We start from the raw sequence: 21,587 nt of genomic DNA, 5'->3' as shown, positions 1-21,587 counted from the left end.
CATCCAGCTTCTACTATATAATAGCTATAGTCTACAATAATTGAGTCGTAATATGCGATTTTTTAAGACAATCGGTGAGAAAACGCTGAAATAAGCGGTATTAGTAGGAGGACACAAATGATTACAGTAAGTAACGTTAGTTTGCGTTTCGCGGATCGCAAATTATTTGAAGATGTTAACATAAAATTCACGCCAGGTAACTGCTACGGTTTAATCGGAGCAAACGGTGCTGGTAAATCAACATTTCTAAAGATTTTATCTGGAGAAATTGAACCATCAACAGGTGACATACATATTACGCCAGGTGAGCGTCTAGCAGTATTAAAACAGAACCACTTCGAATATGAAGAGTTCCCAGTATTAGAAACAGTAATTATGGGTCACACGCAACTTTACAAAGTAATGCAAGAGAAAAATGCTATTTACATGAAAGAAGACTTTAGTGATGAAGATGGAATGCGTGCTGCAGAACTTGAAGGTGAGTTCGCTGAGCTTAACGGTTGGGAAGCTGAGTCAGAAGCTGCAATCCTTCTAAAAGGTCTTGGTATTGGTGAAGATCTTCATGACAAAAAATTATCAGAATTGACTGGTGCAGAGAAAGTAAAAGTATTACTTGCTCAAGCATTATTCGGTAAACCTGATATTCTATTACTAGATGAGCCTACTAACCACTTGGACTTAAAAGCGATTCAATGGTTAGAAAACTTCTTAATGAACTTTGAAAATACAGTAATCGTTGTATCCCATGACCGTCACTTCTTAAATAAAGTATGTACGCACATGGCTGATCTTGATTTCGGTAAAATTCAACTTTATGTTGGTAACTATGACTTCTGGTATGAGTCAAGCCAATTAGCTTTAAAATTAACACAAGATGCTAATAAGAAAAAAGAAGAGAAAGTAAAAGAGTTACAAAACTTCATTGCACGCTTTAGCTCAAACGCATCTAAAGCGAAACAAGCAACTTCTCGTAAAAAATTATTAGATAAAATTACATTAGATGATATTAGACCATCATCACGTCGTTACCCATTCGTTGGCTTCACACCTGAGCGTGAAATAGGAAATGACTTATTAACTGTTGAAGGCCTTTCTAAAACAATTGATGGCGAAAAAGTGTTAGATAATGTGTACTTCACTTTAAATAAAGGTGATAAAGTTGCATTTATCGGTCGTAACGATATCGCGATGACAACATTATTTAAAATCCTTATGGGTGAAATGGAGCCAGATAGCGGTTCATTCAAATGGGGTGTTACAACATCTCAATCTTACTTCCCAAGAGATAACTCTAAATACTTTGAGAACAGTGACTATAACTTAGTTGATTGGTTACGCCAATTCTCTCCACAAGATGAGTCAGAAAGCTTCTTACGTGGTTTCTTAGGCCGTATGTTATTCTCAGGTGAAGAAGTTAAGAAGAACGTTTCTGTATTATCTGGAGGCGAAAAAGTTCGTTGTATGTTATCTAAAATGATGTTAAGTGGTGCGAACGTAATCACACTTGACGATCCAACGAACCACTTAGACCTTGAGTCTATCACTGCATTAAACAACGGTTTAATTGCTTTCAAAGGTACAATGTTATTCACATCTCATGACCATCAGTTCGTACAAACAATTGCAAACCGCATTATCGAAGTAACACCAAACGGTGTAATCGATAAAGAGGCAACTTACGATGAGTACTTAGAAAATGAAGAACTTCAAAAACAAGTAGATGCAATGTACAAAGGTCAATAATATATCATGAAAAAACTCGCTCTTTTTAGAGCGAGTTTTTTTGTCGAGAAAACATAACACCACTGGTGGGGTAAATGAATAATTATTCAAATATAATATTAGTGAACATGAGGATTTTTCATGTATGGAAGAGATGTAATGACTTTAAGATTTAGTTGAAGCAGGGGAATGTAAGGTGAGCAATATAATTAAATAACATTATTTTGTCATGTGAAATATGTACCAAAATTGGAGATAGAATAGTTTGCGAATGAGTTTATAAAGGTATATAGTATGGGATGTCATAATTAGTGGATGAATCTTGGGAGAAAACAGGAAATGTTACAAATTTATTTTGTTAAATAGAAACCAAGGTCAAAATGTTTAAAAAGAAATAGTTGAATAAATACTAGCTTCAAATTATAATTACTAATATTCTTCATATAGTTAAATAAAGATAATCTATTTGAAGAAGAAAATTTGAATAGAGAGACAGACTTATAAAAAATAAGCCTTGGATGATTAAAAGAGGTGGAGAAATGAAACAGTTCTTATTAAAGAGCAAAAGTGTGTTAAGCAATCATTTTGGATTCTTTCTGTTTGCCGTTATTTTATTGTGGCTCAAAACGTATGCAGCCTATGTAACGGAATTTAATTTAGGAATTTCAAACACAATCCAAAAATTCTTGCTGTTTTTCAACCCGCTTAGTTCAGCAGTTCTATTTTTAGGACTTGCATTATTTGCAAAAGGGAAACGATCTTATATTTGGTTAATCGTTATCAACTTGTTATTGTCGATTCTTTTATACGCAAACGTAGTATACTATCGCTTTTTCAGTGACTTTATTACGTTCCCGACATTAACACAAACGAATAACTTTGGAGATTTAGGTGGTAGTATTCTTGCGTTGCTACATCTTTATGATCCACTATACTTCTTAGACACGATTATATTAATTGTGTTAGTCGCAACAAAATTCGCAAATCCAAAACCAATTCGTGTTGCGAAGCATAAATTATCTCTAGTATTTGTAGCAGGTATTTTATTATTCAGTGTTAACTTAGGTCTTGCAGAATCCGACCGTCCTGAATTATTAACAAGAACATTCGATAGAAATTATATTGTGAAATATTTAGGGGCATACAACTACACAATTTACGATGGTATTCAAAGTGCGAAAGCATCAACAGAACGAGCATTAGCTGATGGGGATAATATGACAGAAGTAAGAAATTATTTAACATCAACTTATGCAAGTCCAAATCCTGAGTATTTTGGTAAAGGAAAGGGAATGAACGTAATTTATATTCATTTAGAGTCATTCCAAAACTTCTTAATTGATTACAAATTAAATGGTCAAGAAGTTACACCGTTCTTAAACTCATTTACAAAAGATGCGAATACACTATACTTTGATAACTTCTTCCATCAAACAGGACAAGGGAAAACATCTGATGCGGAGTTTATGTTAGAGAATTCAATGTTTGGTTTACCGCAAGGTTCTGTCTTTACAACGAAATCTCATAATACGTATCAATCAGCACCAGCTATTTTAGGACAACAAGGATACACATCAGCAGTATTCCACGGTAACTACAAAACATTCTGGAACCGTGACGATATTTATAAATCATTTGGTTTTAATAAATTCTTTGATGCGTCATACTATGATATGAATGAAAAAGATGTAGTAAACTACGGATTAAAAGATAAACCGTTCTTTAATGAATCTATTCCGTTATTACAAACGTTGAAACAACCGTTCTATACGAAGTTTATTACGTTATCGAACCATTTCCCTTATCCAATCGATAAGGCAGAAGCAACAATTGAACCAGCGACAACAGGCGATTCATCAGTAGATACGTACTTCCAAACAGCACGCTATTTAGATGAATCTGTAAAAGGTTTCATCGATTACTTGAAACAATCTGGTTTATATGATAACTCAATTATCGTTATGTACGGAGACCATTACGGTATTTCAGATAATCATAACGCAGCAATGTCAAAAGTAATGGGTAAAGAAATGAACTCATTTGAAAATGCACAGTTACAACGTGTACCTTTAATCGTTCGTGTACCAGGAGTGAAAGGTGGCGTACAACATCAATATGGCGGTGAAATTGACGTTCTTCCTACGTTATTACACTTACTAGGTACAGATACGAAAAACTATGTTCAATTCGGTTCAGATTTATTATCACCAGAGCATAAACAAGTCGTTGCGTTCCGTAACGGTAACTACGTAAGCCCAACTGTTACTGCACTGAACGGCAAATACTATGATACAACAACTGGAAAACCTGTAGAATTTACAGATGAAATAAAGAAAAATGAACAAATGGTTCAAAACTCACTAAAATACTCTGACCAAGTCGTAAATGGTGACTTATTACGATTCTACACACCGGAAGGATTCACTCCAGTAGATCGTTCGAAGTATAACTATAACAATCGTGATAAAAACAAAACGAAGGTAAAAACGACTCCGGAAGGGGAAGCTAAATAAATAATAAAAAGCGCTATTCATATGAATAGCGCTTTTTATTTGTAAATATACCATCATTATTAGACAGAACTAGCTGCTGCTTTTTGTTTTGCCTTTCCAAAGAAAACTACACCGACGATGATAATAATAATAAATGCCCATTTAATGAAAGGGTTACTTTCGAAAAATCCAGCAAACCATTTCTCATCTACAATCATTTTTGCAGCAGTATAAGCTAAAACCGCTGCTCCAATCGTAATGATGACAGGAAAACGATCCACCCATTTTAAAATCAATGTACTGCCCCATACGACTACAGGAATAGAAACTAATAGACCAATGATTACTAAAGAAAAGTTACCATGGGCAGCTCCTGCAACAGCGAGTACATTATCAATGCCCATTAACGCATCAGCGATAATAATGGTTTTAATAGCAGACCAAAATCCTTCTTCGGCTTTAATATCATGATTTTTGCCCTCAGCAATCAACTTGTAAGCGATCCATATAAGAAGTATACCGCCAATTAGGAGTAAACCAGGTATTTTTAATAACCAAACGACAACTAAGGTAGCGAGGGCTCTAATAGCGATTGCCCCGACAGTACCCCATATAATAACTTTTTTTTGTTGGTCTTTCGGTAATCTTCTTGCTGCTAATCCAATTACGATGGCATTATCTCCGGCTAACACTAAATCGATTACAATGATGGCAAGCAAGGCAGACAAATATTCAGATGAGAGAAACTCCATATACATATCACTCCTTATGGTTAATATGTGCTAAAGTGTTGATAATATAAAAAGGGTTGAAATTTTATATTCAATCCATAATTTCTTACTATATTTTGATAAATCTGTTTTAATTTCGTATAAGTCGCTTTTGCAATCTTTTTTGTTTTTCGATTCTTTTTCTTAATTTTCGATTCATCTTTTTAATACGGTTTTCTTTTCTACTATCCCAGTTATCACTTCTGATTTCATTAATAGATGTATCTTCCTTAGCGCGAAAACGCCTTACTTTTTTTACGAAGGAAAGGGGGATGTTGCCGATAACACCTTGTTTTTCTAACGAATCCTCTTTACCTAGACACCAATCAGGATGAGATAATAAATAATCGAAATCAAATATTATCTCGTATTTTTTATCCATATATGTATACCATTCATCTAAAGTACACTTATTTTTTGTATGTAAATATATTGATCCATCAGTCATAGCGCAGCACCAATAGTCAAAATAGCTCCATAGTACCCATTCTTTCGGTACATCTAGTGTTAAAATTACCATTTTTGAATTTGTTCTACCCCAAGCTTTATGATTTCGATTTGGGTAATTATTTGCTTCCCAGACCCAAATAGGATAGTTACCTTCGTAATGAGGCAATCTTGTTTTAGCAACGCGCACCATCCAGTCATATGAATAGAAATCGTCTGGATCGATGAATTCTTTATTACCTTCTAAATAACCAAGTTTCTTAAATTGTTTCCAAGCTTCTTCAGTTTGTACTGTATATACGATCATATGGCACCTACTTATTTAAACTAAATTTTAGTATAACATGTGATTTTGAATTTTTATTGATATTAGAGAAGGGGGAATTTGAGTCGAATATACGAGGAGTAATTCCCAAAACGACAAAAAGACTTGATTCCCAGCTAAAGGGAATCAAGTCTTTTCATTACATACGATTATCATGCCAGAAGTTTAATGGGAAATGTTCGTTCTCATTATATGCTTCTAATTCATATCCTTTTTCTTTCAGTCCTTTAATAATTCCAGGTACTGCTTTTACTGATTGTGGATGAATATCATGCATAAGGATAACTTCTGTTGGATTTGTAGCACCATGTAACACGTTCTCTACAATTTTAGTAGATGCAGCATCAACTTGCATTTTGTTGTATTTCCAGTCTAAAGAATCAATTGTCCAATCCCAAACTTTTAAGCCATTTTCTACAACTTTGTTGCGAAGAGCTTCGTTTAATCCTGGCATAGAGCCGTAAGATGGACGAGTTAATACTGGTGATTTACCTAAAACACCAGCGATTAAGCCTTGGTCTTCCTTCATTTCATCTACGTAATGACCTTCTGTGTAAAGTTTCTTGTAGTTATGAGTCATACTGTGCATCCCAACGTAGTGGCCTTCAGCATCTTCGCGTTTTACAAGATCAGGGAAAGCTTTTACGTTTGAACCAATTAGGAAGAATGTTGCTTTTGCATTTTCTTTCTTTAACATATCTAAAAGCTCAGCTGTGTATTTTCCAGGACCGTCATCAAATGTTAAATAAGCGACTTTTCTAACTTGCCCGTTATAATGTTTAGGAGCTTCTTTCGGAGCAAGAGATGTTTGAATCTCACTTACAAGTTGAACAGATTTTGCTTCATCCTCTGTACTAGCTAGAGCAGTATGTACTGATCCAAAAGCCGCTTCGTATGTGAATAATACCCCCGCACAAACTAACATAGCCCTTTTTACTAAAGTTGTCATTCGAATTCCATTGTGCATAATTTTCCTTCTCTCTATAAAAGTTCTACTCTACTATATTAGCAATTATAGGTAGGGAAATGCAAAAAAACTTTTTTACAAGTGTAAAAAAGTTTACTCAAAAGTATGCAAGATTTTATATCAATTGCAGTTTTGAAAAATAGGATGAATTTAAACTTTATTATTTAAACTTTCAATCATCAAATTTAAATCTTCTAATAAGGATGCATGTGCTTTTTTAGGAGAACCTGTATCAAAGGGAGGCTTAGGGTCGTATTCTAACATGAGTTGAACTGCTTTGCTTTTTTCATCTCCAAATTCCCAAGCTATTAACTGAAGGGCCATATCAATACCTGCAGATACACCAGCAGCTGTTATAATTTTTTCATGGCGCACGAATCTCTCTTCAGTTGGAATAGCTCCGAGAGAACGAAGTAAGTTAAAACAGCTCCAATGACTAGTAGCTTTAACACCATTTAGTAGACCAGTAGCACCTAAGATTAAGGAGCCTGTACATACAGTTGTAGTCCACTTTGTCGTTTTATGTATTTGGAGAATCCAATTAAGAGTTTCTTCATCCTTCATAAGTTGTGTAAAGTTAGGCGGACGACATCCAGGAATAACAAGAATATCTGCTGAAGTAATTTCATTAAAATTGTAATCAGCATGTAAATAGCCCATTTTCGAATCTAATTTTATTAATCCCTTCGTTTTAGCAACAAATTTTATGTTGTTATTGCTTTCTGCAGCAAATACTTCGTATGGACCAATAGCATCTAATGCAGTAATTCCATCATAGAGCATAATAACGATTTCCATTAAAACCTCTCCTTTATTTGTTACGAATTGAATCTAGTAACGATAAGGAAGATAAAATTATTGAATATTCTTTTATCGTTACTTTAAATATACTATACCCCTAATGTGTATCGCTTAGTGCAACTGTGTCAAAGGTGTGACGAAATCTATGAATAGGTTCATTTATTTTGAAAAGATGTATTCACTTATTTAATGGGTAAAAAGTTAAATTTACTTGGAATTTCTATTAAAAACGATATGCAACTTTCACAGAAAGAAGAAATGAAAAATATAGTACTTAGGCTAAAGTCTTAAAACGAAAGGAGACTAATCATACTTTCGTATCATTTCATTTTCGTTCCAATTATTGATTCGAATATTTTTGTTTTTTATTAAAATATTGGTAAAGAAACAATTATATGAAAAAAGGAGTGGGAATATGGATAATTATATTTGCACTACATGTGGAGTACAGTATCCCGAAAATGAAGAACCACCTTCTCGCTGTAAAATTTGTAATGAGGAAAGACAATATGTTAATCCAATTGGGCAGTCATGGACAACATTAGAAACGATGCAAAATAGCAATTTATACAAAAACGAAATAATAAAAGAAGAAAGCGGTTTGTATAGCATTACTACTAAACCTAAATTTGCGATTGGACAAACAGCATTTTTAATACAAAGTAAAACTCTAAATGTTATGTGGGATTGCATTAGTTATTTAGATGATAAAACGGTAAAACGTATATATGATTTAGGTGGTATTCAAGCAATAGCACTTTCTCATCCACATTATTACTCTACACAAGTTAAATGGGCGGAAACATTCAATGTACCTATTTATATTCATGAAGATGATAAAGAGTGGGTGGTTCGTCCGAGTAAGCAAATTAAATTTTGGTCTGGGGAGCATCTGATATTATCGGAAGAACTTACATTGCATCGCTTAGGAGGCCATTTTAAGGGTGGAACTGTTATACATTGGATAGACGGTAATGAAGGGAAAGGTATTTTGTTATCAGGTGATATTATACAAGTAGTTTCGGATCGAAAATGGGTAAGTTTTATGTATAGTTATCCCAATCTCATTCCATTACCAGCGAATAAAGTTAGAGATATGGCAGAGAAGGTAAAAGATATCCAATTTAGTCGACTATATAATGCATTTCATGGTGTGGTGGAAGATGCGAATAAAGCTGTACAAAGATCTGCTGATCGGTATATAAAGGCCCTGCAAGGAGAACTATTTCATACGTAATAGCTTGTAATTCATCTCTACATTTATATAACTAATTTTATATGAATTTTATACTAAAGTCCTATTGTTTATTAACTAATAGGTCTTTCAACTTAGGAAGTTCACACTAATGAGGGATGTTAAAGGGAATATATGTAACCTATACTAATTACTATAAAGCTTTGGAAAATGAAAAGGAGGAGATTTGCATGAAGAATTGGGTTCAATTTAGAATTGCAAGACCAACAGATAAATTTGAAGAAGTGATAAGTTTTTATGAAACAGGATTAGGATTAAAACGTATAGGGGAATTTCACAATCATGAAGGATATGACGGGGTGATGTTTGGTTTACCAGATGAAGAGTATCATTTGGAGTTTACTACACATGTTAATGGAAGTCCATGTCCGGCACCGACAAAAGATAATTTACTAGTTTTTTATATGCCTATTAAAGATGAAATTGAAAAGATAGTGAATCGATTAAGTAATATGGGCTATCATGAGGTGGAACCAGAAAACCCGTATTGGATAGAGAAAGGAACCACAATAGAGGATCCAGATGGTTGGAGAATTGTGCTTATGAATGCATCTGAATAAAGAAACTATTTTCATATGAAATAGAGTGTAACAAAATGATTTAGACATAAATCCCTACAGTGTTTGTAGGGATTTTTATATAAGAAGATCTTATTGAGAGAGTTATTAAAATGTAGAAAGTATTTTGGCTGAGAACAAATGTAATAAACATAATTTATGAAGGAGGTATAAAAGTATGATAGTAAACCATTTTGAAGAGTTTTCTAAACATGTTGGAAATACACCTCTCATGAAATTAAAATGCGAAGAAACGAAGGACCTTTCTATCTATGCTAAATGTGAATGGCATAACCCTACAGGGTCAATTAAGGATAGGGCGGCACTTGGAATGATTAATAAATATTTACAAGAAGCGGACAAAAAACAAAATATTTTAGAGTATAGTGGTGGAAGCTTAGCGAGGTCAATTGGGTGTATTTGTAATTATTTAGGGATTCAATGCACGTTAGTTTTAAGTTCTGGAACCGGTAAATCTCTATTAAATGAACTTGATCGTTATGGTGCTAACGTAATCTTAGTTGATAAATGTAAAGGGTTCTACGCAGTAATTGAGAAAACAATAGAGATTAGCAAACAAAAGCCAGAATTATACTTTTTATTCCAACATTATAATAATGCAAATCTAGTAAGTCATATAGAAGGTACAGGGCGAGAAATTATTGCACAAATGATTGGAAAACCAATACATGCATGGGTAGCATCTGCTGGTACTGGTGGAACTCTAATGGGAGTCTATACAGCAATAAAGAATTATACAAAAAATGTTGAACTACATTTAGTAATGCCTGCTGAATTGCCTTATGGTTCGGAACAACCACCAAATGATTTAAAGAAATATGCTGGATCAGGTGGGTTCGGCTTAGGAAGGAAACAACATTTCATAGAACAGGAAGAAAATTTGATAGAAAAACAATGGACTTATTCATATGAAGATACCCTGTATGAAATGGAACGTTTTTACAAAGATACTGGTATAAAAATAGGAACTTCTGCGGCAGCGAATTTATTAGCAGCTAAACAAATTGGGAAAGAAAAAGGTGCGAATTTTAATGTAGTTACAGTTTTTCCGGACGCAGGATCAATAGAAGAGTGGTCAGATGTAAAAAATTTAGTTGAAAAAATAGGTGATTGAGAGGACCATTAAAAGTTCTTTCGTAGTTTATATCTTATTCTACGCAAAATTGATACCATCAAAAAACTGTATGTTTAACATGTACAGTTTTTTGATGGTGTAGCTGTGCAATCTTTAGAAATTTCACATACCGTATTTTAAAAATAAATATAGGAAAACCGAAAAGTAATGTAGAATATATCGTACATACATATATACAGTCAACAGAAAAGATAAAGAGGTGGGTATATGTTACTTGAGGAAGTAATGCAGCAACTAGAGGAATATGGAACAGAACAAAATCGTAAAACGTATAAAAACCACGGAGCGAAAGAGCCACTATTCGGAGTTAGTTTTGCAAATTTAAAATTGTTAAAAAAGAAAATAAAAAAAGATCACGATTTAGCAGTTGAATTGTGGGAAACGAAAAATATGGACGCAATGACATTAGCAACTTATATTTTAGACCCGAAGAATTTAACAACAGAACAGCTTAATAGTTGGGTTCAGGATGTTGATTATTACTGTTTAATGGATGTTTTTATGACATCTATATGTACTTCGCCAATTGCAATAGAAAGAATGGAAGAGTGGACAAAGTCTAATGATGAATGGATTGGAAGAGCTGGCTGGTCTTTGTTAGCAAATATATCGATTAAAAATAAAGAGTTACATGATGGTTTCTTCTCTCCATACTTAGAAGAGATTAAAGAAAATATACATAATGAAAAAAATAGAAAAAAAGAAGCGATGAATAGTGCTTTAATCGCAATAGGAATTCGTAATGAAGACTTAGAGCGACAAGCAATTGAAATTGCACGTGAAATTGGAAAAGTAGAGGTTAATCACGGTGCAACATCATGTAAAACACCAGATGCAGAAAGCTATATAAAAAAAGCGAGAGAAAGAGCTGAAAAAAAGAAAGTGAAATAAGAAAAGAGGAACGGCTATGAAACCAATTGAAGCAGCACAAAGCATAATTACATCACAATTTCCGAATTGTGATGTAGCTTTACTCGGTGGAAGCGTTGCACGAGGAGAAGCGACGAAAACATCTGACCTTGATATTGTAATAGTTGACCAAAGTTTAACTTCTTGTTATAGAGAATCTTTCTATAGTAATGGATGGCCTGTTGAGGTGTTTGTTCATAATTTTACAACATATAAAACCTTTTTCAAAATGGATTGTGATCGAGGGAGACCGTCGTTACCACAATTAGTTTCAGAAGGGGTTGCATTAAAAGGGGAAAAGGAAATTGTTGAGAAATTAAAAAAAGAAGCGAATGATTTACTACATAAAGGACCAGCTAAATGGACCGAAGAAACGATTAAGCAGAAGCGATATTTTATTACGGATACTTTAGATGACTTTATTGGTGCAACAAAAAGAGAAGAAGAATTGTTTATCGCTAATTTATTAGCGGATTTAGTACATGAATATGTATTAAGAGTAAATGGTAGGTGGCTTGGGAGTTCAAAATGGTTTATTAGAGTGCTAAGAAGATATGATGAGCAATATGCAAACAAATTTGTAGCGGCTTTTGATCATTTTTATAAAATGGGAGAGAAAAATGAATTAATTCATTTTATAGAAATGACGTTAGAACAGTATGGTGGAAGAGTGTTCGAAGGATTTTCTATTGGTAAATAAAAAGGGGAGAGAAAAATGAATGTACCATATGTTCAATTAAGAGAATTGACATTAGATGATGTAGAAGATCGCTATCAATGGTCGTTAGATAGAGATGTAACAAAGCATTTAGTCGTACCAAACCAATATCCTCCGTTCACTCGTGGAGATACGAGAATCTGGATTGAAGCTTGTATAAGCCGAAAAAATGGTTATGAACAAAGGGCGATCGTTACTGAGAAAGGTATACATATTGGATGGGTAGACCTTAAAAATTTTGATAAAACAAATAAAAATGCAGAACTAGGAATTGCGATTGGAAATAAAGACTATTGGGGTAAAGGATTTGGAATGGCAGCTCTAAACAGCATGTTACAAATAGGTTTTTCCCAGTTTGAATTGGAGAAAATTTGGTTACGTGTAGATGAAGATAATACACAAGCTAAACAGAGTTATGAAAATGCCGGATTTGTATGCGAAGGGTTAATGAGAAATGATCGATTAAGACAGGGAAAGTTCATTCATCGCTATCGTTACAGTATATTAAAAGAAGAGTATGAATCAAAAAATAATAACCTATAAAAATATTATGTCAATTAAAAAGGGGAAGATAAAATGATTCGATTACTTACAAAAGTGGATGCAAAACAATATTGGGAGTTACGTTTACAAGCACTACAAGTAAATCCAGAAGCATTTGTAACGACTTATGAAGAAGCAGTACGTCAAGAAAACCCTCTTGAACGAGTTGCTAGTAATCTTTCATCCAACAGTAGTTTTACATTTGGTGCTTTTAATAATGAAAATCGTTTAGTTGGGGTTGTTACTTTATTAACAGAAGAAAAGGACGCATATAAGCATAAAGGACATATCGTTGCAATGTATATAGATACTGAAAATCGAAGAAGTGGTCTTGCACGTGATTTAATACGTAAAGCAATTGAAAGGGCAAAAGAGATGAAGCTAGAGCAATTGAATTTAGGGGTTGTGTCAACGAACGAACCAGCCAAACGATTATATGAATCAATGGGATTTAAAACGTACGGAATTGAAAAAAGGGCTATAAAAATGAATGGTGTGTATAGTGATGATGAACATATGGTGTTGTTCTTTTAAGAGAGGAAGTTTTGTATGAAAGATCTCCATTTAGAAAGAAATCTGGACCCTCAAGTAGCGATTTTGTATGCGACGGTTGCTGATACGTTTAATAGATTGCAAAGGTTAGTAGAAGGTACTGAAGAGAACGAACTATCCTATAAAGGGTCTGAAAATAATGAAAATAGTATTGGGCAGTTACTTCAGCATTTAGCAGTTGTCGATTTACATTGGGTGTATCGTTTCAAGGGAGAAGATGTTCCAACAGCATTTGAAAATAAATATGGTCCTATGTTGAATGAAGTAGGAGAAATACCGAGTTTAAGAAAATACACGTTGCAAGAGTTAATGCAAGATTATGAAGCAGTGCAAAAATTGTTTTATGAAGAATGTATGAAACTAACAGAAACTGATTTAACGCGGGAAGTTTTGTATGAAAAAGGGGAAAATGCGACTATAAGATGGGGAATTTGGCATATAGCAGATCATAATCGGTATCATCAAGCACATATAAGTCGATTGAGGAAATTATATAGAGAATATAAACTACATATTCTTTAATTTTTGAATGAACAAACGCCCCTAAATAATAATTAAAGGAGGCGTTTATTTTTATTTGTGTGCTTTTCTTCCCAAGCTATCATTAAATTTTTATGATAATCTTTTGGTTTTTCAATAGAAAACCAGTAAATTGAATGTGCAATAGTTGGTAGCCATCTTTTATGGCGGATTCGTATATTTTCATGGTGAGTATAATGGGTCGAGATTAAGGTAGATTTTGATCCTTGAAAATTTTGGTATGTAATATCCTTGATTTCATACCAATACACTTTATTCCCATGAAAATCTACTACAATTCCTTCATCATCCCAATAGGAACCTATATCGCTTGCACGTGTTTTCCATAAGGTTAGGGCATACTTTAGTAGCCATAAGGAGAAAAATATTGAAATAATTCCTAGTAAATCAAATTCTTCCATTAAAGATAAAACACTTATTAGAAGGAAAACAACTCCGAAAGAAAGTACAAATAAAATAGATTGTATAGAGGCTCTGTATATTTTCAGTGTTATCACATCCATAGAAGTAACTTATTTTTAAAATTATTTCTGTTTAATGTTTTTATATTAAGTATAATAAATGAATGTATTATTATCTTTTTCATTGCAAGTGAATGGAAAGTGAAATGTAAGTTTGTATGTAGATTTTTCATCGCGTATACTAAAATATATGTTGTAGAGATTAAAAATTAAATACAAGGGGTTTTACAATGAAAGCAATTGTTATAGGGATACTGGCATCATTTTTCTTTGCCTTTACCTTTGTTTTAAACCGGGCAATGGACTTAGAAGGTGGAAGCTGGATTTGGAGTGCATCATTACGGTATTATTTTATGGTTCCAATGCTATTACTTATTGTTATGTATAGAGGGAACTTAAAGCAACTCTTTCAATATATGAAAAACAATCCGAAAGAATGGTTAGTATGGAGTATCGTTGGATTTGGTCTCTTTTATGCACCGCTTAGTTTTGCTGGAGCGTTCGGACCAGGTTGGCTCGTTGCATCAACATGGCAAATTACAATCGTTGCAGGGATTTTGTTAACACCATTTTTTGTGGTGGATCCACTACATAAAAAACTTCCGATGAAGGAATTAGTTATGTCGGGCATTATTTTATTCGGTGTTGTTCTCATGCAAGTAGAACATGCTTCTTCATTAGGTATTCGTGAAACCGTTTTATGTGTAGTTCCTGTACTTATTGCAGCATTTGCGTATCCTCTTGGAAATCGAAAAATGATGCAAGTTTGTAAAGGGGAATTAGATGTATTTCAGCGAGTACTCGGTATGACATTAGCAAGTTTACCATTTTGGTTTTTATTATCTGGTTACGAAGTATCAACTGGCGGATTACCGTCAAGTAGCCAAGTTTTTCAATGTTTTATTGTAGCAGTTAGTTCTGGGTTAATCGCGACAATATTATTTTTCTTTGCAACAGATCTTGTGAAAGATGATCCACAAAAACTAGCAACAGTGGAAGCGACGCAGTCAGGTGAAGTTTTATTTGCGCTAGTAGGAGAGCTGATCTGGTTATCTGCACCAATTCCGTCATCTTTATCTTGGGTTGGTATGAGTCTCGTTATTATTGGAATGATACTTCATAGTTATGTGGCTGTCGTTGTAAAAAAAGAAGAAAAAATAACGGCGTAATGAGATTAGCTCTTTTTATTAAGAGTTAGTCTTTTTTCATAGAAAGGGATGAAAATATGAATTTACAGCGTGTTGAACAAATTGAAAAAGATTCAATATTAAATGTGCTACAATATGCCGTCGGTCCAAATGAAATAAGCTTAAAGAAGGCAGTATTATTTTACCAAAGTAATAAAGGGACTTTGTACAAATATGAAGAAAAAGCTTGTATAGGTATTGAAGTAATCGGAGCAACTAAAGCACGAGTATGTCATATAGCAGTGGCTTCAGATTATCGTCAAAAAGGAATTGCACTGCAAATGATTAAAGAGATTGTAAGAATATATCAATTGACTTATATAGAAGCAGAGACAGACGATGGGGCGGTAGAATTTTATAAAAGAATGGGTTTTCAAGTTAAAAGTTTAGGAGAAAAATATACGGGAATCGAAAGATTTCATTGTTATTTGGAAAAATAGTATAAAAATATGCATATGGAGTATAGCTTAAAAAAATAAGATTTACATTTTTCTTCATTTCAAAAAACTCTCGCTCATCAATATCTACGATTTTAATAGAGTTTTGAGGCTTCAGTACACCAATATACATATTTTTGTAGTAATGAATATGATTAAGTTAAAAATTAAGAAAAATATGATAATATATTTATATAAAAGTTTAAATTTACGTGGCTAGTGAGGGAACCAATATGAAAATGAATGAAATAGTAGCAAGCACACAATTTCCAAATACAATTGAAACAATAACAAAAGATTTAAAAGCATTAGGAATCGAAAAAGGAATGACAATTATCGTTCATTCATCACTAAGTTCTATCGGATGGATATCTGGTGGTGCGGTTGCCGTAGTAGAAGCATTAATGAAAGTTGTTACGGAAGAAGGAACGATAATAATGCCAACGCAATCTTCGGATTTGTCCGATCCGAAACATTGGTCAAGACCACCTGTACCGGAAGACTGGTGGCAAATTATCCGAGATAACGTCCCTGCATTTGATTCACGTATAACCCCAACAAGGGGAATGGGTGAAATAGTTGAATGTTTTCGTACATATCCGAATGTAGTACGTAGTAATCATCCGTTAGGAAGTTTTGCTGCATGGGGAAAACATGCAGTAGAAATAACAATGAACCATTCATTATCAATGAGCTTTGGAGAAGAATCTCCATTAAGAAAAATATACGATTTAGACGGGTACGTATTATTAATTGGTGTTGGATATGATTCAAATACGTCTGTTCATTTATCCGAGGTGCGTACTGGTGCATGTGAGTTAATACAAGTAGGAGCACCTATTATAGAAAACGGTGAAAGAGTGTGGAAAGAGTTTGTTGAAATGGATTACGAATCTGAGAAGTTTGTAGAAATTGGTGTGGAGTTTGAGCGAAAAGGAACTGTAAAAAACGGGAAGATAGGGAATGCAACGTGTCGTCTAATGAAACAGCGTGATATAGTTGACTTTGGAACAGAATGGTTTCGTAAGAAAAATTAGTAAGGGATGGTTACAATGAAGGGGAAAAAGGTATTAATTACGAGCGGTGGTTGTCTAGAAAAATGGGATCAAGTACGCGGGCATACGAATATGGCTAAAGGTACAATCGGAAGGATAATCGCAGAAGAACTTATAGCTAAAGGGGCACATGTTATATATTTGCACGGTTATTTTGCGGAGAAACCGAGCGATGTACATAGAGGGTTAGAATTACATCCATTTGAAGGAATTGTTGATTTACAAGATAAAATGAAAAGTATCATCACACATGAAAAGGTTGATGCAGTCATTATGGCAGCGGCTGGATCAGATTGGATTGTGGAGAAAATTTGTGATCAAGATGGTAATGTTCTTAATATGGACGGAAAAATTTCAAGTGATATAGCACCGATTATTCACTTTCAAAAGGCTCCAAAAGTATTAAAACAAATAAAAGAATGGGACCCAGAAACAGTACTTGTTGGTTTTAAACTTGAAAGTGATTTAAATGAAGAAGAACTGTTTGAAAGAGCGAAAAATAGAATGAAAGAAGCAAGGGCGAATGTAATGATTGCAAATTCACCACATTCTTTATATTCGCGTGGAGCTGTACATTATGTAATTGGACAGGATGGTAAAGGGAAGTTGTGTAATGGAAAAGATGAAACGGCGAAAGAAATTGTCAAAAGCTTAGAGGTATTATGTAATCGTGTCACTGCTTTTTAAAATTAAGTTTTTAGATAAGAATGAATCCGCATAGTAATAAGTAAGCGAAACTTTAATTGGTGGGAATTTTACTTTTACACGAATGTGAAGCGTATATCAATCAAGAGCTATACACAGAATAATTGGTGAGGAGTGGATTCTATGGAACATTTATTAAAGCAAGCTATTAAACTTAGAAACGAAAAGAAATATGCGCAGTCTAAAGAGATGCTTATAGGATTAACAAACTTTACAAAGGATGCAGAAGTACTGTATCAGTGTGCGTGGATACATGATGTAATGGGGCTAGAAACAGAAGCAGTTCCGTATTATGAGCAGGCAATCGCAAATGGACTTGATGGCGAATCCCTTTGCGGTGCTTATATTGGTCTAGGAAGTACATATCGTTGTATAGGGGAATATGAAAAGGCAATTACAGTATTAGAAGCTGGGGTGAAAAAATTCCCAGAGAACGATCCAATGAAAGTGTTTTTATCATTAGCAAAATATAACGTAAACGATCACGAGTCAGCGATGAAATTATTACTTGAAACTGTCGTGAAAGTAGAGGAAGTAAAAGGATTTGAACGTGCCATTTCATTTTATAAAGACCACTTAAATGAGGTTTTTAAATAAAGGAGTGAACGTATGAATGTTACACTATCGCGAAGGCGAAAAGGTATTTGGATTGGACTCGTCTCTTTAATTATGCTATCAAACTATTTATTGTATGCTCTTCCAATTGTACCAGCTGCGCCGAAAGAAGTTGTGCTTGGGTCATTATTAGATTGCATGTTTGTCATTCCAATCATCACGTATTTCTTCATTATTCGAAAAAGATACTCGTTAACGTATATAGTTCCTGTTGTAATAGCTGGTTATATTTTTGCAAGATTTATTATTCCAAGTGACTATTTACAAGATTTTTCATACGTTTCTTATATTATAGTTGCAGGAGAAATTGCTTTTGTATGTTTAGAGTTATTCCTTCTATATAAAATTGTTAGAAAGCTTCCTACCATAATAAAAAAATATAAAGAATATAAAAGTGAGTACTCTTCATTTTCTTATGCAATTGATGCTGCGTTTGACGCTACTATGAAAAGAAATAAATTAATAGATATCATTGTAACGGAGTGTAAGTTAATCTATTATGCATTTTTATCGTGGCGTGAAAAAGTACCAGAAGGTGAATCCGTATACTCATATCACAAAAAGACTGGTGCAATAGGTGTATATATCATGATCATCCATGCGACCTTAATAGAAAGTATTGGTTTTCATTATTTGCTACACCAGTGGAATCCAGTAATTGCATGGATTTTACTTATTTTAAATGTATACGCGATGATTTATTTTATAGCTGAAATACAAGCGATGCGTAAAAATCCACTTATCGTAACAGAAGAACAAGTAATCATTCAAATTGGATTAGGAAAGAAAATTGTTATACCATTTACACAAATTGATAATATTGCGTTCTACAAGGGTGATGAATTGCTAACGGCAAAAGAAGGGAAACAGGTATTGGATGCAACTGTTATGGAGTTCATAAAAGAACCTGCTACTTTTGAAATAACATTAAAAGAGCCAGTGAAAGCACAGTTGTTATATGGATTTTCTAAAACAGTAAGTCGTGTGCACTTAAATGTTGATGAAGAACGAAAATTTTATGATGCGGTTAAGGAAAAGTTAACACATGAGTAATAGTGCTGTTAGTTACATAAAAACAAATGAGCTTCCGTTAGAAGTGAAAAAATATGAAACATGGATAGTGAAAAACTCTTTCTAAATAAGAAGGAGTTTTTCTTGTGTACTTGTATAAATCATTATATAAAAAACTATATACTTCTTTATCGTTAGATAAATGGATATAATTGAGGATAGAACTAGTGCAAGGGGAAATAAAATAATGAATAAGTTACTTACATCGAAAAGTGAAATTATAGAAAGAAAAATCCGGTATAACTCAACAATAGTAGATCACAATTGTTTATTACTTGAAAAGCAATCACAAAGTATCGTTTTATTTCACGAGGTGCAGTATTCATTTACAATGACTGCAAATGATACTAAGTTAACAATCCCAAAAGGGAGTTATACAATCGCATATTATTGGAAAGATCGTCCGTACAATTTATACGTATGGAGAGATATAAAAGGGAAGTATTTAGGTTCCTATTTTAATATCGTAAAAAATACACAAATAAAAGGCGAAGTGGTTTCCTTCGAAGATTTAATCATCGATATTATGGTACTTCCAAATGGAGAATACTTCATATTAGATGAGGATGAATTACCAGAACCATTAGGAAATTTCGAAGGTGGTTATGTGAAGAAAGCTCTTTATGGACTGAAAGAAATCATTCAAAAAGAGCTTCCACAAATAGTTTTGGAGACAGCCAGGGTGCAGAAGAACTAAAATTTAATTACATAAATATTTTGAATGGAAATGAGTAGTCTCAAGTTATATGGTCTAACTTTTTTGATAAATCTAAGGTTAGTAGCATATTTCTTGAGATTACTTTTTTTTGGTAGAAATTTTGTTGCTTAGTTATTAAATGGATTTAAAATTTATGAAATAATATTGACTGAATCAAGTTCAGTCGTTTATGATTGAATCAGATTCAGTCGTGGTGAAAACATTGTAGGAGATGACGTATGAAAAGAATATCAAAAGAACCAGATGTAAGACGCCAAGAGTTAATGGATATTGGTTTTGAACTATATATGAAAAATGGCATGAAAGGATTTGGCATAAAAGATGTTGTGAATCATGCAGGTGTAGCAACGGGTTTATTTTATTATTACTTCAAGTCTAAAGAGAATTTTGTTGATGAAGTTTTAAATGACTTTATTGTGAAAAATATGGAGTTAATTGAAGAAATACTTATTTCAAATGAACGGTCTGTCATACAAAAGATGAAAGATTCACTAGATATATTTTGGACATTTATTGAAAAGTTAGCACCCTATAAAAATGTGAGTTCGTTTCAGACGGAACAACATTTTCAACTGGAACAGAAATTATTCGCACGTATGCAACCGTTAATTAGACAAGTAATTGAAGAGGGAGTAAACGTAGGGGTTTTTTATACTGATAACTCATTATTAGCTTCTGGGTTTATTCTATACGGTCTTAGCAGTATTGCTCATTCAGAAGTAAAGTTGAATCTAGATACAAAACATGAAATGGTTAATTTAGTATTAACTACACTACGATACAATCAAAAGGAAGGAGAAAGTTTATGAAAATTATTATCGATGGAAATAATATCTCACAAGAACAACTTATAAAATGGAAAAGAGAACGGATAAAAAAAGTATTATATACATTAGGACATAAAGAGCTTGAAATAAATGATACAGACGTCATGATAAAACAGCTAACGGAAATAAAGTTGCGATATACATACAATGAAATGTACGAAAAGTTGAAATCAAAACTTAGATTAAGTGCAATAGGTATGCGTATCTGTACTCTTTTATCTGGTGATAGACGAAAAATTTCGAAAACTAGTATTTATTTAGACGGGATTACAGCAGAAGTAGCTATACATGGAATTGATAGTTTGATGCTTGAACAATCACGTGAAAACAACAAAGTGAATTTATCTGCTTGTCCTGATCACTATGTACTAAGACCCTTTGGGGAAAATGAATTAGAGGTTATCGAAACTACTGGTAATTCTCCGTTTCCAGTTCAATTTTTCATTGTTTTTGGTGACGAAACCGGATTGAAAACACCGAGAGATAAATCTTATCAATACCAATCAACAGGTGTTGCACGTATGAAAGATGGTACTACTATTGGTGGAGTTCGACATCAATTTAAAGATACTGATACAGGGATAGAAGTAAGTCTAGTTGTTGAGTTCCCAGCCCTTTGTCCGAATATCCTAATTAAATCCCATCAAATGCATTTAGCATGTGAGTTTTCTTATTGGTTACAGTGGATTAAAGATCAGAAAAAGATAGAAGAGAAAATAAAGGATGTTTGTCTTCGGCATAAATTACGATATGGATA

The 21,587-nt window shown here is 33.5% G+C and carries 24 protein-coding genes; 19 read left to right on the top strand and 5 right to left on the bottom strand.

Going from position 1 to position 21,587, the window contains the following annotated elements; genetic code table 11:
- The first annotated feature begins 117 nt into the window (after positions 1–117).
- Together ACODS7_RS18180 and ltaS are read left to right on the top strand one after the other, a co-directional pair.
- A complete protein-coding gene (locus ACODS7_RS18180) occupies positions 118–1,743 on the top strand; it encodes an ABC-F family ATP-binding cassette domain-containing protein (RefSeq protein WP_000633860.1) in 1,626 nt (541 codons plus the stop codon).
- A 518-nt stretch (positions 1,744–2,261) separates the two neighbouring features.
- Complete coding sequence (gene ltaS / locus ACODS7_RS18175) at positions 2,262–4,235, top strand: lipoteichoic acid synthase (RefSeq protein WP_029442622.1); 1,974 nt, start codon at positions 2,262–2,264, stop codon at positions 4,233–4,235.
- 59 nt (positions 4,236–4,294) lie between these two features.
- Here the strand turns inward: ltaS and ACODS7_RS18170 are convergent, their stop codons facing one another.
- The 4 genes from ACODS7_RS18170 to ACODS7_RS18155 all read right to left on the bottom strand — a co-directional run bounded on the left by ACODS7_RS18170 (position 4,295) and on the right by ACODS7_RS18155 (position 7,521).
- Positions 4,295–4,966, bottom strand: coding sequence for a TerC family protein (locus ACODS7_RS18170; protein WP_098139009.1), 672 nt, complete (start codon positions 4,964–4,966; stop codon positions 4,295–4,297).
- 109 nt (positions 4,967–5,075) lie between these two features.
- Positions 5,076–5,738, bottom strand: a complete 663-nt coding sequence (locus ACODS7_RS18165; RefSeq protein WP_029442621.1) for a DUF3841 domain-containing protein — start codon at positions 5,736–5,738, stop codon at positions 5,076–5,078.
- Between the two features lie 157 nt (positions 5,739–5,895).
- Positions 5,896–6,723: a peptidoglycan-N-acetylglucosamine deacetylase gene (locus tag ACODS7_RS18160; protein WP_029442620.1), complete on the bottom strand. Its 828-nt coding sequence runs from the start codon at positions 6,721–6,723 to the stop codon at positions 5,896–5,898.
- 150 nt (positions 6,724–6,873) lie between these two features.
- Positions 6,874–7,521: a DJ-1/PfpI family protein gene (locus ACODS7_RS18155; protein WP_016081186.1), complete on the bottom strand. Its 648-nt coding sequence runs from the start codon at positions 7,519–7,521 to the stop codon at positions 6,874–6,876.
- Between the two features lie 418 nt (positions 7,522–7,939).
- Here ACODS7_RS18155 and ACODS7_RS18150 point away from each other — a divergent pair, with 418 nt between their 5' ends.
- The 8 genes from ACODS7_RS18150 to ACODS7_RS18115 all read left to right on the top strand — a co-directional run bounded on the left by ACODS7_RS18150 (position 7,940) and on the right by ACODS7_RS18115 (position 13,736).
- Positions 7,940–8,761: an MBL fold metallo-hydrolase gene (locus ACODS7_RS18150; RefSeq protein WP_029442619.1), complete on the top strand. Its 822-nt coding sequence runs from the start codon at positions 7,940–7,942 to the stop codon at positions 8,759–8,761.
- Positions 8,762–8,949: 188 nt separating this feature from the next.
- Positions 8,950–9,339, top strand: coding sequence for a VOC family protein (locus tag ACODS7_RS18145; RefSeq protein ID WP_000800667.1), 390 nt, complete (start codon positions 8,950–8,952; stop codon positions 9,337–9,339).
- A gap of 175 nt (positions 9,340–9,514) precedes the next feature.
- Entirely contained in the window at positions 9,515–10,471 is a 957-nt protein-coding gene (locus ACODS7_RS18140) for a PLP-dependent cysteine synthase family protein (protein WP_088115434.1), read from the top strand.
- A gap of 228 nt (positions 10,472–10,699) precedes the next feature.
- Entirely contained in the window at positions 10,700–11,383 is a 684-nt protein-coding gene (locus ACODS7_RS18135; protein ID WP_043938056.1) for a DNA alkylation repair protein, read from the top strand.
- A 16-nt stretch (positions 11,384–11,399) separates the two neighbouring features.
- Entirely contained in the window at positions 11,400–12,101 is a 702-nt protein-coding gene (locus ACODS7_RS18130; RefSeq protein ID WP_029442616.1) for a nucleotidyltransferase domain-containing protein, read from the top strand.
- A 15-nt stretch (positions 12,102–12,116) separates the two neighbouring features.
- Complete coding sequence (locus ACODS7_RS18125; protein ID WP_088115433.1) at positions 12,117–12,662, top strand: GNAT family N-acetyltransferase; 546 nt, start codon at positions 12,117–12,119, stop codon at positions 12,660–12,662.
- Positions 12,663–12,695: 33 nt separating this feature from the next.
- Positions 12,696–13,196 carry a GNAT family N-acetyltransferase gene (locus tag ACODS7_RS18120; protein WP_029442614.1) on the top strand — a complete coding sequence of 167 codons (501 nt, stop codon included), beginning with the start codon at positions 12,696–12,698 and terminating at the stop codon, positions 13,194–13,196.
- Positions 13,197–13,211: 15 nt separating this feature from the next.
- The gene (locus ACODS7_RS18115; protein WP_000653846.1) at positions 13,212–13,736 is read left to right on the top strand and encodes a DinB family protein; all 525 of its coding nucleotides are present in this window, start codon (positions 13,212–13,214) and stop codon (positions 13,734–13,736) included.
- Between the two features lie 32 nt (positions 13,737–13,768).
- Here ACODS7_RS18115 and ACODS7_RS18110 read toward each other — a convergent pair whose 3' ends face one another.
- Positions 13,769–14,155, bottom strand: a complete 387-nt coding sequence (locus tag ACODS7_RS18110) for a hypothetical protein (protein ID WP_224980238.1) — start codon at positions 14,153–14,155, stop codon at positions 13,769–13,771.
- A gap of 290 nt (positions 14,156–14,445) precedes the next feature.
- Between ACODS7_RS18110 and ACODS7_RS18105 the strand changes: the two genes are divergently transcribed.
- From ACODS7_RS18105 to ACODS7_RS18065, 9 genes are all read left to right on the top strand, one after another.
- The gene (locus ACODS7_RS18105) at positions 14,446–15,384 is read left to right on the top strand and encodes a DMT family transporter (RefSeq protein ID WP_098629549.1); all 939 of its coding nucleotides are present in this window, start codon (positions 14,446–14,448) and stop codon (positions 15,382–15,384) included.
- 56 nt (positions 15,385–15,440) lie between these two features.
- Entirely contained in the window at positions 15,441–15,842 is a 402-nt protein-coding gene (locus ACODS7_RS18100; RefSeq protein ID WP_016081195.1) for a GNAT family N-acetyltransferase, read from the top strand.
- 230 nt (positions 15,843–16,072) lie between these two features.
- The gene (locus tag ACODS7_RS18095; protein ID WP_000783341.1) at positions 16,073–16,876 is read left to right on the top strand and encodes an AAC(3) family N-acetyltransferase; all 804 of its coding nucleotides are present in this window, start codon (positions 16,073–16,075) and stop codon (positions 16,874–16,876) included.
- Between the two features lie 15 nt (positions 16,877–16,891).
- Positions 16,892–17,581, top strand: a complete 690-nt coding sequence (locus ACODS7_RS18090; protein WP_016081196.1) for a phosphopantothenoylcysteine decarboxylase domain-containing protein — start codon at positions 16,892–16,894, stop codon at positions 17,579–17,581.
- A 141-nt stretch (positions 17,582–17,722) separates the two neighbouring features.
- Complete coding sequence (locus tag ACODS7_RS18085) at positions 17,723–18,196, top strand: tetratricopeptide repeat protein (RefSeq protein WP_142315947.1); 474 nt, start codon at positions 17,723–17,725, stop codon at positions 18,194–18,196.
- A gap of 12 nt (positions 18,197–18,208) precedes the next feature.
- Positions 18,209–19,267 carry a hypothetical protein gene (locus ACODS7_RS18080; protein WP_098139001.1) on the top strand — a complete coding sequence of 353 codons (1,059 nt, stop codon included), beginning with the start codon at positions 18,209–18,211 and terminating at the stop codon, positions 19,265–19,267.
- Positions 19,268–19,472: 205 nt separating this feature from the next.
- The gene (locus tag ACODS7_RS18075) at positions 19,473–19,982 is read left to right on the top strand and encodes a ribonuclease FAU-1 family protein (RefSeq protein ID WP_029442609.1); all 510 of its coding nucleotides are present in this window, start codon (positions 19,473–19,475) and stop codon (positions 19,980–19,982) included.
- A 239-nt stretch (positions 19,983–20,221) separates the two neighbouring features.
- Positions 20,222–20,812, top strand: coding sequence for a TetR/AcrR family transcriptional regulator (locus tag ACODS7_RS18070; protein WP_098138999.1), 591 nt, complete (start codon positions 20,222–20,224; stop codon positions 20,810–20,812).
- Positions 20,809–21,587, top strand: a 779-nt coding sequence (locus ACODS7_RS18065; RefSeq protein ID WP_488827242.1) for a hypothetical protein, incomplete at its 3' end; no start/stop codon positions are given. The genes ACODS7_RS18070 and ACODS7_RS18065, both read left to right, overlap by 4 nt.

The sequence above is a fragment of the Bacillus sp. FG16 genome (genome assembly GCF_057809515.1).
Note: the sequence above shows the minus strand (reverse complement) of the source record. Positions and strands in the feature narration are given on the sequence as shown.